This window comes from Pseudonocardia sp. DSM 110487, from assembly GCF_019468565.1.
Lineage (GTDB): Bacteria > Actinomycetota > Actinomycetes > Mycobacteriales > Pseudonocardiaceae > Pseudonocardia.
Genome location: NZ_CP080521.1, coordinates 3,776,379 through 3,790,366 on the forward strand (window position 1 = coordinate 3,776,379; position 13,988 = coordinate 3,790,366).

Consider the following 13,988-nt stretch of genomic DNA (forward strand, 5'->3'; position numbering starts at 1 on the left):
CTCGGAGGGCTGCTGATTGCTGATGCCTTCATGATTGTGCCTCCAAGGCAAGGTCACTGCGGCGCGGCCAATGTGGTGGTCTTCAGCTCGCGGCTACGTCGAGCAGTTCTTGGAAGGCTGGGGTGGCCAGCAGCGCCGCGTTGGCGGGGTTGTCGAGTGCCGCCTGGAACTCGGGAGTGTCGAGCACGGCCTGAAAGGACTCATTCACGCGTTGATCCTTCCAGATCTGACTGACGGTGAGATCGGGATACGAACCGCTGAAGACGAGCGCCGGCTCCTGCTGGGAGACAAACCAGTCCTTCACGTTGGGATCGGTAATTCCGGGGAACCCTTCCGTGTGTCGAAAGACCATGTCGAAGTTCTTTGCAATCGACGTCGTAGCGAAGTCGTCGATGTAGGTGTCCCACGACCCGTCGAATTCGCTGGCGAACATCAACCGCGTATCATTGTCGAAGATCACATGCCGTGCGTAGTGCAGTGTCCCGACCTCGCGCAGTGCATCTCGGCTCAACTGACTTTGGTCTCTCATGAGGGCGAACACCTCGCGCAGCGCATCCGCGTGGCCCTGCTTGATCTTGCAGAAGACGGTGAACTCGCTTGCCACTCCATCTGTCATGCCTGGCCGCTCCGGCTGAGCTGACCGGTTGGCTTCTGTCCCTGTTGTCATCGGATCTCTCCATGTCACGTGGGCGCCTGGATCCTGTTGGTTCGGCACAAGTGAGGCAGCGTTGACCGTGCAACGCATCACCCGTCCTGGGTGGTGGTCGTGCTTCTCCACGAGCTGTCAGCTGTGAGCTGCGACGGGAAGGTCGTCCGCTCCACGCTGGATTGTTGTGCCCGCTCGGCGCGAGCGCGTAGCTCGCGGGCGCGGGGCGTCGGGCGGGTGTCGAGATTGAGTTTCGCGAGCTCGGTCGCCCGGTCCGGGTTCTGGCCGGCGGCAAGCCAGAACAGTGCCGCGTGGTCGGCGAAGGCAGCCGGATGGCGGGAGATCAGCTCGTCGTAGCGGCGGGCTGCGTGGTCGCGCCAGTGGTCGGATTCTGCCGCGCCGACGGCTTCGAGCAGCCCGGCGAGGTTCGCGGCGTAATCCGGGTCATCGGATGATGCGGCGAGCGTCCGGAACCGTTCGATGGCGCCCCGCAGGTTGCCGTCGCAGGCGTCGATCTCAGCGATATGTCCTTCGGCTGGTGCGTAACCCGGTACCCGATGCACGGCGGCCGCCAGGCATGCCCGGGCCTTGGTCCGGTCGCCCTCGACGAGCCACATGTGTCCCTCCTGAAAGTCCAGCGTCGCGAGCGGGAACGGGGACACGCCGCTGTGGAGATCTCGGCTCTCGCGGAACAGCCGCTGCGCCGGGCCCACCTCGCGACGCTCGGCGTGGAGTGCGGCCAACGCGCCGAGCGAGTCGAACGTCTCCCGCCGCCCGGCTGCGTCCCGGCGCATCACGAGGGCCTCGTCGTACCGGCCGAGCCCCTGGTGGATGGCGGCGCGTTCGTCGTTCACCGCCGCCGGGTCCATGCCGTGTCGCTGCGCGTCGTCGAGATCGAGCCAGGCCGCGGAGAAGCGGTGCAAGGCGCTGCGGGTCCGGGCCCGCGCGAACAGCGCGCGCCCATCGTCGGGGCGGTCGCGCACCAACCGCTCTGCCAACTCCGTGGCGCGCTCGCTGTCCGCGACGCGCCCGAGCAGGTGACCGCGAAGGATCAGCAACTCGACGAGGTGCGCGCCATCAGCGATGGGCGATGCGCCCGTCCCGGTCCGCAACTGCAGCCCCTCGATCTGAGCGCTGAGGTTGCGTATCGCGACGACTCCGCTGGTCGTCGTCGCCACTGGAGTCAGGTGTCCAGATCGGCAAGCCATTGCAGGGCACGCAGACCGGGCATGTAGAAGTACTCCCCGCCTCGGGTGACGACGAATGCGGGCAGGCCGCGCAGTCGCCGGCGGACGGGTTTCTGGGGGATGGTGAACTCGCCGCCGTCGTCCTGCCCCGCGGCGCCGATGGGGTCCCGTTCGGTGCCGGAGCCACCGAGGAAGGTCGACGTGTTCATCCATTGGCTCTGGACGAACTCGAACTGGCGTTTGATGTCGGCGCAGATGAACACGAAGACGGTGCCGCGGTCGGCTCCGTCGTCGTCCAGCACGCCTTCGGGCAGTGGCGGACCGTAGCTGGTACTGCGGCGCAGCAGCCGGTGGCGCCGGACGTCACCGAAATCGAGGCCGTCGCGGGGATTCATCCGCCGGATATGGGATCCCGGCGGCGTTCGGAAACCCCGGGCGTCGCCATCGGCGTCGTAGAGGAAGTCGTCGTTTCGGGCCGGGTCCGCCCCGAGCGCGGCGTCCTCACGGTCCGGTGCGAGCGCCAAGGGTGCGCCGCTGGGCCACCGTCCCATCATCTTCGCGCCCAGACGCTCCTCGCCCGCGAGGTCGGTCGAGTTCTGCCGAAGGTAGCGCCGGAACGCGGCGACATCCTGGTAGACCTTGCGAACCACGACATAGCTCCCGTTACGGCCCAACACCTCGGGGCTGGGCATCGGCGGGAGGTCACCGGTTTCGTCGGGGTAGCCGAGAAGGAACTCGCCGGGCATGATCGGCTTTTCTCGGGTGTTCGTGCCCGGTACTCCGCTGCCGTCGATCGCGGGCTGGCTGAGACCGTCCGCGAAGCCGAACGCCTCCTTCTTCGTAGGAAGCATGTGGCAGTCCTGCCGGAACACCAGTGACACGCCGAGCCCGGACTGCGCCGCCAGGGCCTGCGCCAGCACCTCGTCGAGCCCGCCGCGCTCGGCGGCGACGGCGAGGACACCGACGTGGATCTCGGTCGATCCGAACGGTTGCTCCCACTGCCGGGGGGCACTCGCGCCGACGTCGTAGAGCTCCGCCGCGCGCGCAGCCATGCCTTGGACGAACTCCGGGGCGAAGCTGTCCAGCGATGCGGCCGGTACGCCGAGCGCCTTCAGCCCTTGGAAGGTGAGTGCGACGCTCACCGTCAGCTCCGCGTCCTGGCCGACGGGTTCGGCCGCGGAGCGGATCATCGGGAGCGTCCGGGCGAGCAGCGCCCGCCCGTCCTGCGGGCTGCTCACGGTGAACAACAAATACGTCCCCACATACGGGGACGGGCGCGGCCGTAGGACACCCGCCTGGACGTCGTTGAACTCGAGGACGGTCGTGCTGGTCATGACGACTCCGGATCAGGCTGTTTTCGCCGGGTTCGGCGGCGCCACATACGGGAAAGTCTTCGACGCGGGAACCGTGGCCTGGTCCGCGCTGTCGCGGATCCGCGGACCGTTGCCATTGTTGATCAGCAGCGTGTAGTAGGTGTCGAGGAAGTCGTCGTTGAGCGAGCGACCACCGCAGCTGGTGTGGTCACGGCCCTCGAGCATTGCCTGCTCGATCTCGAAGTAGCTGTCCTCGGTGAACGGCTTGGAGATGTCCACGACGAGGAAGTCCTGGAGCAACAGATCCGTCAGCGGGTGGTTGCCGTTCTGCGTGAACGGCCAGTCGACCTTCCCGTCGAGACCGTCGTAGAAGCGGAAGTTGGCGTTCAGGCGTGCGCGGTAGGCGCCCAGGTAGTGCGTGCCGAGTGCGAACGCGTCTTCCTCGTTGTAGAGATCGCGGATGTCGACGTCGCGGTTGACCGTGTCGTAGGCGTTCCACTGCATGCCGATGTTCTTGATCTCCGGGCGGCCGACGCGTTCGAGCCGGACCGGGCGCTTCCCGATCGAGAGGGTCTCGGCGACCACAGCGAACAGCGGGCCGGCACCGAGCTGCGCACGGTCCACGTCGATGACCAGAGCCAGGACGTTCGCCCCCGACAGACCGTTGGGCCGGTCGTCCTGGAAAGCCATCCGGCCGGTCTCGAGGGTCTCCATGATCGAGGCACCGTCGAAGATGAACGGGTCCGACGCCAGCCCCGCGAAGACGCGCAACCCCGGCCCACACCCGCCGCCGCGGTCGCCGACCGTCACGTTGACCGTCTCGCCCGTCGGCGTGATGCACCGCCCCCGCTGCCCGGCAAGCTCGTCGTCCGCCGCGGCGTCGGGCTCGTCGAAGACGGTCCGGAACACGATCTCCTCAGCGTCGCCGCCGACCGCGAAGTGCGCTTCACCGCGCGTCCCGGCGACGGTGACCGGGCGCAACCGGAACCGGACCTCGACCGCGTCGGAGAACAGCGCAGTCGGCCCGGCGAGCGGAAACACCGTCATCACCAACACCAAGTGCCCGGGCAGCTCGGGGCTGGGAAAGGCGAACATGTCGCAGATGTCGCAGGCGGGATCCGCGAGGCCTCTGGCCCCGGAGAGGTGATCCGACATCGCGGCCGGCTCAGTCGGCAGCGAGGTTGAGCAGCTTCTGGAACGCCGGGGTGTCGAGCAGCGGCTTCAGAGCCGGGTCCTCGAGCACGCGAGCGAACTCCGGCGTGTCCAGTACCTCCTGGAAGGCCTCGGACACGGCCAGTGCCTTGCGCACCTGCTTGGCCGTTGCATCGTACAGACGTGTGTAGTCCAGCGCGGAGATCTGCTGCTCGATGATCCAGTCCTTCGCCCGTGGATCGCGGATACCACCCTCGGGATAACCCTCGACGTGCACGAAGAGCGTGTCGAATGTGACCTGAGAAGTCCGCACGAAATCCTCGATGTAGAGATCCCAGTCGCCGTCGAAGCTGGTGCAGAACAACAACCGGCGGTCATCGTCGAACAGCACCCACCGCATTTCGTGCAGCGTGCCGACCTCGAGGCCGAGCTTCTTGCGTTCCGCGTCCGGTCGCGCGCCGGAGTGCTCCAGGAGTTCGCGCAGCACCGCTTCGTGACCCGGCTTGACGTTCAAGATCGCCGTCAGCTCGGTGGTCGGACCCTGCCGCCTACCTGGCCGTGCCGGAGCGACGGGCTGGGAATCTGTCGACATGATGACGCCCTTTCTGGTAGTTCAGATTTCCGGGTGCTCAGCGAAGACCGAGAGCTTCGGCTTGCCCACGAGCACCGCCGCGAGTTTCACCGCAGCTCCCGGACCAGCGCGCCACGCGCGGTACGCGGCATCGTGCTCGAAGGACTCCCACTTCTCCATCATCACCAGGTGCGCCGGATCGTCCCGGTCGACGAGCACATCCGCGGACAGACAGCCATCGAACGCCCTGGTGTCCTTCAGCGTCTCGCGCACGATGTCGTACGAGGTTTGGAGAGACTCCGCGTCGACCTGAACCTCGAGAAGAGCGACGACGGCCATGATTCACCTTTCCTAAGCACGTATTGTGATACCGGGTGGAGCGGTCGATGCCGAGCGGTCATGCGGCAATCGACGCACGCGCTCGAGCGTGATCGGCAGGGTGCGTACCCGTATGCCGGTCGCGTGGTGCACCGCATTCGCCACTGCTGCCGCCGTCCCCACGATGCCGAGCTCACCGATGCCCTTCACACCCATCGGGTTCTGTTCGTCGTGCTCCTCGATCCAGTACGCCTCCAGGTTCCGGATATCGGCATTCGCCGCGATGTGGTAGCCCGCGAGGTCGCGGTTCGCGAAGTCCCCGTACCGCGGGTCGACCTCCAGCCCCTCGTGCAGCGCCATGGAGATGCCCATGACCATGGATCCGAGGAACTGGGAACGCGCGGTACGGGCGTTGACGATCTGCCCGGCGGCGAAGACGCCCAGCAGCCGGTCCACGAGCACCTGGCCGGTCTCGATGCCCACCCGCACCTGGCAGAACTGTGCGCCGAACGTATGGCGGGCGAGCGGCTTCTGCTGCGCGACGTCCTCGGTCGTGTCGGCCGCGACCTCGACGCCCGCGGACGGGATCGCGCCGGAGCGCTGGTCCAGTTCACCGAGCAGCGTCTCGCATGCCTTGGTCACTGCCCAGCCCCACGACGCTGTGCCCATCGAACCACCGGCCAACGGGGCCGAGGGCAGGACGCTGCGACCGAGTTCCACGGTGACGCGCTCGGGAGTGGTCAGAAGTGCGTCCGCCGCGACCTGGGTCAGCGCTGTGCGCGATCCCGTCCCGATGTCGACCGCGGCGAGCCGAACCAGGAACGTCCCGTCGGGGTTCGCGCGGGCGCTCGCCGTGCTGGGCCGGATGTGCACCGGATGGTGGCTGGAGGCGACGCCCGTGCCGATCAACCACGGCCCGTCGCGCCGGACACCGGGGGTCGGATCGCGGCCTTCCCAGCCGAAGCGGCGCGCACCCTCCCGAAGGCATGCCACGAGGTGACGGCTGCTGAAGGCCAGGCGGGATTCGGGTTCGACCTCCGCGTCGTTGATGATCCGCAGCTCGACCGGGTCCATGCCGAGGACGTTGGCCAGCTCGTCCATCGCGGACTCCAGCGCGAACATGCCGGGGGCCTCGCCGGGCGCCCGCATCCAGCTGGGGGTGGGCATGTCCAGCCGCGCCAACCGGTGGACCGTGCGCAGGTTCGACGTTGCGTACATGACGCGCGTGGCGGTGACGGTCTGCTCGCAGTACTCCCGAATCCGCGAGCTCTGCTGCAACGAGTCGTGCTCCACGGCCACCAACCGACCGTCGGGGTCGGCGCCGAGCCGAATCCGTTGGATCGTGGGGGTGCGGTAACTGACGAGCGGGAACATCTGCTGCCGCGTCATGGCCAACTTGATGGGCCTGCCGACAGCTCGGGCGGCCAAGGCTGCCAACACGCTCGGCGGCCGCAGCACGGCCTTGGAGCCGAACCCACCGCCCACGTGGTCGGCCACGACGTGCACGTTGTCGACCGAGATCCCGAACAGACCGGCCAGTGTCGTCGCGGCGACCCAGGGCCCCTGGGTGGCCTCGTACATGGTGAGCGTGTCGCCCTCCCACACCGCGATGGTGGAGTGCGGCTCGATCGGGCTCGCGTGCTCGGGCGGCGTGGTGTACGTGACGTCGACAGCAGCGGCCGCCGTGGCCAGCGCCGCGTCGACGTCGCCTCTTTCGGTGGTCCCGGCGAAGCCGCCGTTGACTGTGTCCGGGGCGTAGATCGCCGGGTCGTCGGGGCGCAGCAGGACGTGGTGCGCTACCTCGTCGTACACCACCCGCACGGCCGCGGCGGCCTCGCGCGCCGCCTCGAGTGTCCGGGCGGCCACCGCCGCAACGATCTGGCCCCGGTATCCGACGTCCTCGCTCTGCAGCACCGCCAGCCCCGGATCCTCCACGGGGTGGAGCTTCGGGACCGAACTGCTGTCCAGCACGGCGACGACGTCCGGTTTCGCCAAGGCCGAGCTCGCGTCGACGACACGCACGCGCCCGGCCGCGATCGTCGACTGGACCGGCCACAGGTACAGGGCGTCGCGTACCGGATGCTCGTAGGCGTATCGCGCGGCACCGGTGACCTTTGCGACGCCGTCGACCCGCGCCACGTCGGCGCCGACGCTCTTCTCGGCGCCCACTGTCCCCATGATCGACATGGCTAGACGGCTTCCAGGAGGTCGAGCACGGTGGTGCTGACGACGTCGACCGCGAGCCCGATCTTGAAGGCGTTGTGGGGGAGAGGCGTCGCCGACGAGAACTCGTCCTCGCCCGCCGCGCGCAGCGTCTCCTCGTCGGGCCGCTGCCCGACCAGCGCCCGTTCGATCCGGCGTGCCCGCCAGGGCACCGGCGCGACGCCGCCCAGCGCGATGCGAACGTCGCGCAGTCTCTTGTCGGCGTCTGCGGCGACGACCGCGGCGACCGACACGACGGCGAAGGCGTACGAGGCGCGGTCGCGGATCTTCCGATACCGCATCACCGCACCTGGAGGCGGTGGCGGCAGCTCGACGGCAGTGATCAGGTCGCCGCCTTCGAGTACGGTCTCGCGGTCGGGCGTGTCGCCGGGCAGCCGGTAGAACGCCCCGAGCGGGATCGCGGCCTGGGCCCCGCCCGCCCGCCGTACGTGCACGACGGCGTCCAGCGCGGCCAGCCCGACCACCATGTCGGAGGGGTGCGTGGCCACGCAGGAGTCGGAGGTGCCGAGGACCGCGAGGTCGCGGTGGTGTCCCTCGATCGCCGAGCAGCCGGCTCCGGGCGTCCGCTTGTTGCAGGGCTTGGTGATGTCCTGGAAGTACACACATCGGGTGCGCTGCAGCAGGTTCCCACCGGTCGTCGCGGCGGAGCGCAGCTGCCCGGACGCCCCGGCGAGTACGGCCTCCGACAGCATCGGGAACCGTTGCCGGATCCCGATGTCGCCCGCCAGGTCGGCGTTGCGGACGGTCGCGCCGACCAGCGCGCCGCCATCCGGGCGGTGCTGGATCCGATCGAACGGCAGCTCGGTGATGTCCACGAGGCGTGCCGGCCGCGCCACGCCGAGCTTCATGAGGTCGATGAGGTTGGTCCCGCCGGCGAGGTAGGTCGTGTCGGGCTCGGCGACTGCGAGCGCGGCCGCCTGCGCCGGGTCGCTTGCCCGCACGTACGTGAAGGGCCTCATCCGGACCTCCGTGCGGCGTCCAACACGGCGTCGACGATGCCGACATAGGCGCCGCACCGGCAGAGGTTGCCGCTCAGGCGCTCGCGGACCTCGCCGGCGTCGAGTTCGGCCGCCGATGAGACACCTGCTTCGACATCGCCGGTCACATGGCTCGGCCAGCCCTTGTCGGCTTCGGCGAGCGCACCGATCGCGGAGCAGATTTGCCCCGGCGTGCAGTAGCCACACTGGAACCCGTCGTGGTCCAGGAATGCCTGCTGCAGCGGATGCAGCGTGCCGTCGGACGCGGCGACACCCTCGATCGTCACGACGTCGCGGTTCTGCACGGCCACTGCCAGCGTCAGGCAGCTGTAGATGCGCCTGCCATCCAGCAGCACCGTGCACGCCCCACATTGACCGTGGTCGCAGCCCTTCTTGGTACCCGTGATGCCGAGCTGCTCGCGCAGCGCATCGAGCAAGGTCACCCTGTTGTCGAGGACGACGTCCCATTCCCCGCCGTTGATGCGGAGTAGCACGCGGCTATCGGTGCCGTCGCTCGTTGTCGTCACTCCGAGATGGTCGCGCCGTCACGTCACCCCTTCCTCACCCGCGGGGGGTGAGCGCGTTCACCTCGCAGGGGTGACGCGTGGGCAGCCAGCTGCGCGGAAGATCTGGACGATGATCTGGGCGTTGCTGGCCGCGTACCTCACGAAACGACCGGCCTGGGTGCAGGCGGTCGTCGTGGGTCTGTGCACGGGCCTCTTCGTCGCTGCCGGGACGTACGCGAACCAGCGGGACCCGTTGATCAACTCTGTGGTCCTCTTGGTGCTGGCCGTTGCTGTCGTCGCCGGCGCTGGCTTCTATCTCGCGCTCCGTGCACGGCTTCGCCACGGCTGGGCCGCGGGCAGACCCCCGCCGACCTGGGTCAATCTCGTCTACGCCGCGGTGTGGCTGCTGTCCCTGATCGTCGCGGTCCGTGCGCTGTTCGGCGCCGGTGGCCTGAAGGTGGCTGTGCTCGCGATCGTGCCGATCGTGCTGCTGGCCCCACCCGCCCTCGTCGGTATCCGCGCCCTTCTCGGGCGGTCACCGGCGCACGACGGCGACGCGCCGAGGGCCGGGGGGCAGCCCGGCTAGCGTTCCGGTGAGCCGGACTCACGGACCCCCGGTGGGCCGAGACGGCGGGGCAGCCCGCGGACAGGTATGTCGGGGACCGGGTCGCCTGGCTCGGGTTCGCGGGTGTCGACCGCCTTGCCGTACCGCGCGGCCATGGGCGCAGCGCTGGCACCGTGCGCGAGCACGCTCAGAAACACGGTCACCGCAATGGCGACGACGGCCGGATCCGCCTGTGGCCCGAGTTCTTCCACGGCGAGCAATGCAAACACCAGGGACGCCAGGCCTCGGGGACCGAACCAGCCGACGAACAGCACTGTTCTTCGGTCGAGGCCTGCGCCGATGAGGGCGAGCGCAACGGGAAGCATCCGCACGACGGTGAGGCTGAGGACGGCGTACAACGCAGTGGTCAAGTCCACACCTTCGAGCACGATGGGTACCGCGATCACGCCGAACGCGATCCACACCAGGAGGGAGACCAGGCCGCTCGCCTGCTCGAGGAACAAGACCTCCACGGGGCCACGCCGGCCCGCCGCAGCGCCGAAGGCCAACCCTCCGCAGAACGCGGCGACGAATCCATTCCCGCCCACGACCAGCGCGCCGGCATAGGAGCAGACGGCGAGCGCGAGAACCGCGATACCGGCGAATTCCTCAGCGGACCATCCCCTGTGGCGCGCCCACCGCAGTAATCCGCCGCCGACAAACCCCACAGCTACGCCCACGATCACCCCGACAGCCAGCTCGACCAGCGCCTTTCCCATGCCCGGCGCCTCGGCGAGTCCCTCGGCGGAGGCTGCCCCCGCGATCGCGACCACGACAAGGGGAGTGGCGATCCCATCGTTGAGGCCACTCTCCACCGTGATGAGCCGACGCACCCGGGACGGCACCGCCGGGTTCGTCACGACCGGAACACCCAGTGCCGCGTCAGTGGGCGCCAGAGCTGCCGCAACGAGCAGGGCGAGCCACACGCCCTGCCCGGGGACGAGCCAGAGCGCCAGCACCCACCCGAAGACAACCGTCAGCGGCAGGCCGATCCCGAGTAACCGCGCGAATCGTCCGAGATCCTTACCGAGGTCGGGAACTCGGACTCGCGCTGCGTCGGAGAAGAGCACCCAGACGAGGGTGACCTCCACCAGTGGTTTGAGAGTTTCGGGCGCCGATGGCGTGTGGAACAGGCCGAGCGCCGCGAGGATCGCGCCGACCGCCACGAAAACGATGGGGGCCGTCAGGTCGGCCCGCTCGAGCCGCGCCGAGACGGTCCCCCACGCGAAGATCGTCGCGGCGACCAGCGCCACCGCTGCTATGTCCAAACCCGTCTCCCAAGCTCCACTGGCATGCCCGGACCATCGCGACGCCGCAAAGCGTCTGCATCACCTGTGGGGGATGGTCCGTCCCGACCGGCGGGGCCCCTCATCCGTCAGGGATGAGGCCGCTCGCGCATCGCCGCCGCACCATCGGCACTGCACCCACGGCGGGATCGGTGACGGAGGCGGCGATGAGCAGTGAGGCACCGGCAGGCCCTGCTACGGGCAGGGCGGGCTCTGTGCTGCTCACCCTCGCCGCAGGCCAGTTCCTGATGACCCTCGACAGCTCGGTCATGAACGTCGCCATCGCCACGGTGGCGAAGGACGTCGGCACGACGGTGACCGGCATCCAGGCGGCCATCACGCTGTACACCCTGGTCATGGCGATGCTGATGGTGACGGGCGGCAAGGTCGGCTCGTTGATCGGGCGTCGGCGCGCGTTCACGATCGGCTGCATCGTCTACGGCGCCGGCTCGCTGATGACCGCGGTGGCGCCGAACCTGCCGGTCCTCATCATCGGATGGTCCGTGCTGGAAGGCATCGGGGCGGCGCTGATCCTGCCCGCGATCGTCGCGCTGGTCGCCGGCAACTTCCCGCCCGAGGGCCGCCCGCGCGCGTACGGGCTGGTGATGGGCGCGGGCGCGATCGCGGTCGCGGTCGGCCCGCTGATCGGCGGGGTCGCGGCGACGTACTTCTCCTGGCGGTGGGTGTTCGTCGGGGAGGTGCTCGTCGTGGCCGTGATCCTGGTGCTGGCCCGCCGGATCCAGGACGCCCCCCTCGAGGGTCGCACCCGGTTCGACGTGACCGGATCCGTGCTCGCCGCAGTGGGGCTCGGGCTGGCGGTCTTCGGCGTGCTGCGATCCGCGGAGTGGGGCTGGGTCGTCCCGAAATCAGGCGCATCGTCGCTGCTGGGTGTCTCGCTCACGGTGTGGTTCGTGATCAGCGGACTGCTCGTGGTGTGGGCCTTCCTCGAGCGGGAGTCGCGCCTGGAGGAGGCGAGCCGGGATCCCCTGGTCAAGCCGTCGATGTTCAGCAACCGCCAGATGATGGGCGGCCTCCTGATGTTCTTCCTGCTCTACCTGGTGCAGGCGGGGCTGTTCTTCACGATCCCGCTGTTCCTGTCGGTGTCACTGGGCCTGACCGCCATCGAGACCGGGCTCCGGATCCTGCCGCTGTCCATCACGCTGCTCGCCGCTGCGGTCGGGATCCCCAAGTTCTTCCCGAATGCGTCCCCGCGCCGGGTGGTCCGGCTGGGCCTGCTGGCGATGCTCGCCGGCGTGGTCGTCCTGCTCGTGGCCATCGACCCGGCCGCAGACGCCCGGATCGTGACCGTGCCGCTGCTGCTCGCCGGGCTGGGGATCGGCGCGCTCGCGTCGCAGCTCGGAGCCGTGACGGTGAGCGCGGTGCCCGACGAGCTGAGCCCTGAGGTCGGCGGGCTGCAGAACACGGCGACGAACCTCGGCGCCGCTCTCGGGACCGCGCTCGCCGGCTCCATCCTGATCACGTCCCTGACCGCGGCCTTCCTGCTAGGGGTCCAGGAGAACCCGGCGATTCCCGAGCAGGTCAAGACGCAGGCGAGCGTCCAGCTCGCCGGTGGCGTCCCCTTCCTGTCCGACTCCGACCTCCAGGCGGCTCTGGACCAGGCCGCCGTGCCCGCGCCGGTCGCCGATGCCGCCATCGAGGTGAACCGCGACGCGCGGGTGGAGGGCCTGCAGTCGGCGCTCACCGTGCTGGCGCTCTTCGCGGCGGTCGGGCTCTTCGCCGCACGCCGGATCCCGGACCACCCACAACGCTCGGCACCCGCGGCCCAGCGGGCAGTGCGCGAATCCTGAGCTCACAGCTCCTCGTTCGTGCGGTGGTCCTCGCGGTGCAGCACGTCGGTCGTCGGAACCCGGCCCGCGGCGATGGCTGCCAGTGCACGAAAGCCGTCACCGGCCCGGTCGGGCTGCATTGCCGATGGCGACGCCCCGGGGTGCTGCGGGGCGATGCGGACGCGCAGCGCGCGGGGTCGGGTTCGGAAGCGGATCGGTGGGTCGAGCACGACGGCCTCGCCGTCGATTCCGAGCGGGACCGGTTGTGCCGAGTCGATGCGGAACGCCTGCGTCGACCACTGCCGCAGCAGTGAGGACGGCCCGTGCCCTGCCGTCCCGTCCTGGCCTCGGGCGGGTACCACGGCGACGCCGAGCTGCCCGGTGTCGATCCGCGGGCGGGTCCCGGAGCCGACGGCGCGGCCGAGCCGGTAGGGGTTGTTGGACACCAGGATCGTGGCCGCCGACGCGTGGGCCACACCATCAGGAGAGTTCCAGCGCAGGTCGAGTTCGGAGCCGGCGGGACCCAGGACCGTTGGCGCGGTGTCGAGCAACGTGCGGATCTTCGCGTCGCGGTAGCCCTCGCTCTGCACTGCCTCGGCGTAGAGGCCCATCGAGACGTTGTTGACGAACACCCGTCCGTTGACCTCCCCGAGGTCGACGATGTGTTCGCCGCCGTCGACGAAGGCGTCGAGGGCCCCGACGACGTCGTCGCGATCCACCCCCAGGTCGAGCGCGAAATGGTTGCGGGTGCCCGCGGGAATGCAGGCGTAGGGCAGGCCGTGTTCGGCGGCAGCTGTGGCGACGATGGCCTGTGTGCCGTCCCCGCCGGCCGCCGCGAGCCCGTCGGCACCCGCGGCGACGGCGTCGCGGACGAGTTGCTCGAGATCGTCGCCGCGGTGCAGCTCCACGGTCTTGATCCCCCGGGCGGCGGCTTCGTCGGCCAGCCCGACCTCGGCTGCCTTCCCGCCGCCGGACCACGGGTTGACGAACAGCACCGGTCGCCGCGGCCGATCGGCGGCAGGAAGGTGAACGTGCGCTTGGAACGCCGCACGGGCGGCGGTGTGCCAGATCGCGATACCGAGCATGAGCAGCATCAAGGGGAGCCAGCTACCGTTGCGGATCAGCAGCGCCGCGGCGCCCATGAGGGCCAGCACCGCCACGGCGATCCCCGCGCCGCGTTGCCGACCGCCTCGCACCACCCCGAACCAGGCCGCCCCCAGCGCGATCGCGACGCAACCGAGTACCCCGAGGCCCTCCGGGAAGTCGCTGATCGTTACCGCGGCGGCGAGCACAACCGTCAGCGCAGCGGTGAGCAGCGCAACCGCGGCGGCTGCGCGTTGCCTGCCGGATACGGAAGCCGCGGGAACGGTCATGGGTTCCCGCTAGCCTTTCTTGCCGAATCTCTTGGCGATCTTTGC

At 69.4% G+C, this 13,988-nt stretch carries 13 protein-coding genes; 2 read left to right on the forward strand and 11 right to left on the reverse strand.

Annotation, left to right across the window (positions count from 1 at the left end; all coding sequences use genetic code 11):
• Positions 1-82: 82 nt before the first annotated feature.
• From K1T35_RS17590 to K1T35_RS17630, 9 genes are all read right to left on the reverse strand, one after another.
• The gene (locus K1T35_RS17590; RefSeq protein ID WP_220261208.1) at positions 83-667 is read right to left on the reverse strand and encodes a hypothetical protein; all 585 of its coding nucleotides are present in this window, start codon (positions 665-667) and stop codon (positions 83-85) included.
• A gap of 77 nt (positions 668-744) precedes the next feature.
• On the reverse strand, positions 745-1,824 hold the full coding sequence (locus K1T35_RS17595) for a lipopolysaccharide assembly protein LapB (RefSeq protein ID WP_220261209.1): 1,080 nt from the start codon (positions 1,822-1,824) through the stop codon (positions 745-747).
• A 5-nt stretch (positions 1,825-1,829) separates the two neighbouring features.
• Positions 1,830-3,167 (reverse strand): Dyp-type peroxidase, encoded by a 1,338-nt coding sequence (locus K1T35_RS17600; protein WP_220261210.1) that lies wholly within the window; start codon positions 3,165-3,167, stop codon positions 1,830-1,832.
• Positions 3,168-3,179: 12 nt separating this feature from the next.
• A complete protein-coding gene (locus tag K1T35_RS17605) occupies positions 3,180-4,193 on the reverse strand; it encodes a DUF4331 family protein (protein WP_370645394.1) in 1,014 nt (337 codons plus the stop codon).
• Between the two features lie 118 nt (positions 4,194-4,311).
• Positions 4,312-4,890, reverse strand: coding sequence for a hypothetical protein (locus tag K1T35_RS17610; protein WP_220261212.1), 579 nt, complete (start codon positions 4,888-4,890; stop codon positions 4,312-4,314).
• 21 nt (positions 4,891-4,911) lie between these two features.
• Positions 4,912-5,208, reverse strand: coding sequence for a putative quinol monooxygenase (locus K1T35_RS17615; RefSeq protein ID WP_220261213.1), 297 nt, complete (start codon positions 5,206-5,208; stop codon positions 4,912-4,914).
• A 12-nt stretch (positions 5,209-5,220) separates the two neighbouring features.
• Positions 5,221-7,365: a xanthine dehydrogenase family protein molybdopterin-binding subunit gene (locus K1T35_RS17620; protein ID WP_220261214.1), complete on the reverse strand. Its 2,145-nt coding sequence runs from the start codon at positions 7,363-7,365 to the stop codon at positions 5,221-5,223.
• An 11-nt stretch (positions 7,366-7,376) separates the two neighbouring features.
• Entirely contained in the window at positions 7,377-8,369 is a 993-nt protein-coding gene (locus K1T35_RS17625) for a xanthine dehydrogenase family protein subunit M (protein ID WP_220261215.1), read from the reverse strand.
• A complete protein-coding gene (locus tag K1T35_RS17630; RefSeq protein ID WP_220261216.1) occupies positions 8,366-8,914 on the reverse strand; it encodes a 2Fe-2S iron-sulfur cluster-binding protein in 549 nt (182 codons plus the stop codon). The genes K1T35_RS17625 and K1T35_RS17630 overlap by 4 nt, the downstream gene beginning before the upstream one ends.
• Before the next feature lie 109 nt (positions 8,915-9,023).
• Here K1T35_RS17630 and K1T35_RS17635 point away from each other — a divergent pair, with 109 nt between their 5' ends.
• Positions 9,024-9,479, forward strand: coding sequence for a hypothetical protein (locus K1T35_RS17635; protein WP_220261217.1), 456 nt, complete (start codon positions 9,024-9,026; stop codon positions 9,477-9,479).
• On the opposite strand, the gene K1T35_RS17640 is transcribed toward K1T35_RS17635, so the two are convergent.
• Positions 9,476-10,765 carry a cation:proton antiporter gene (locus K1T35_RS17640; protein ID WP_220261218.1) on the reverse strand — a complete coding sequence of 430 codons (1,290 nt, stop codon included), beginning with the start codon at positions 10,763-10,765 and terminating at the stop codon, positions 9,476-9,478. The genes K1T35_RS17635 and K1T35_RS17640 overlap by 4 nt on opposite strands.
• 185 nt (positions 10,766-10,950) lie before the next feature.
• Between K1T35_RS17640 and K1T35_RS17645 the strand changes: the two genes are divergently transcribed.
• Entirely contained in the window at positions 10,951-12,591 is a 1,641-nt protein-coding gene (locus K1T35_RS17645) for an MFS transporter (protein ID WP_220261219.1), read from the forward strand.
• Positions 12,592-12,593: 2 nt separating this feature from the next.
• Here K1T35_RS17645 and K1T35_RS17650 read toward each other — a convergent pair whose 3' ends face one another.
• The gene (locus tag K1T35_RS17650) at positions 12,594-13,943 is read right to left on the reverse strand and encodes a diacylglycerol kinase family protein (RefSeq protein WP_220261220.1); all 1,350 of its coding nucleotides are present in this window, start codon (positions 13,941-13,943) and stop codon (positions 12,594-12,596) included.
• Positions 13,944-13,988: the final 45 nt, after the last annotated feature.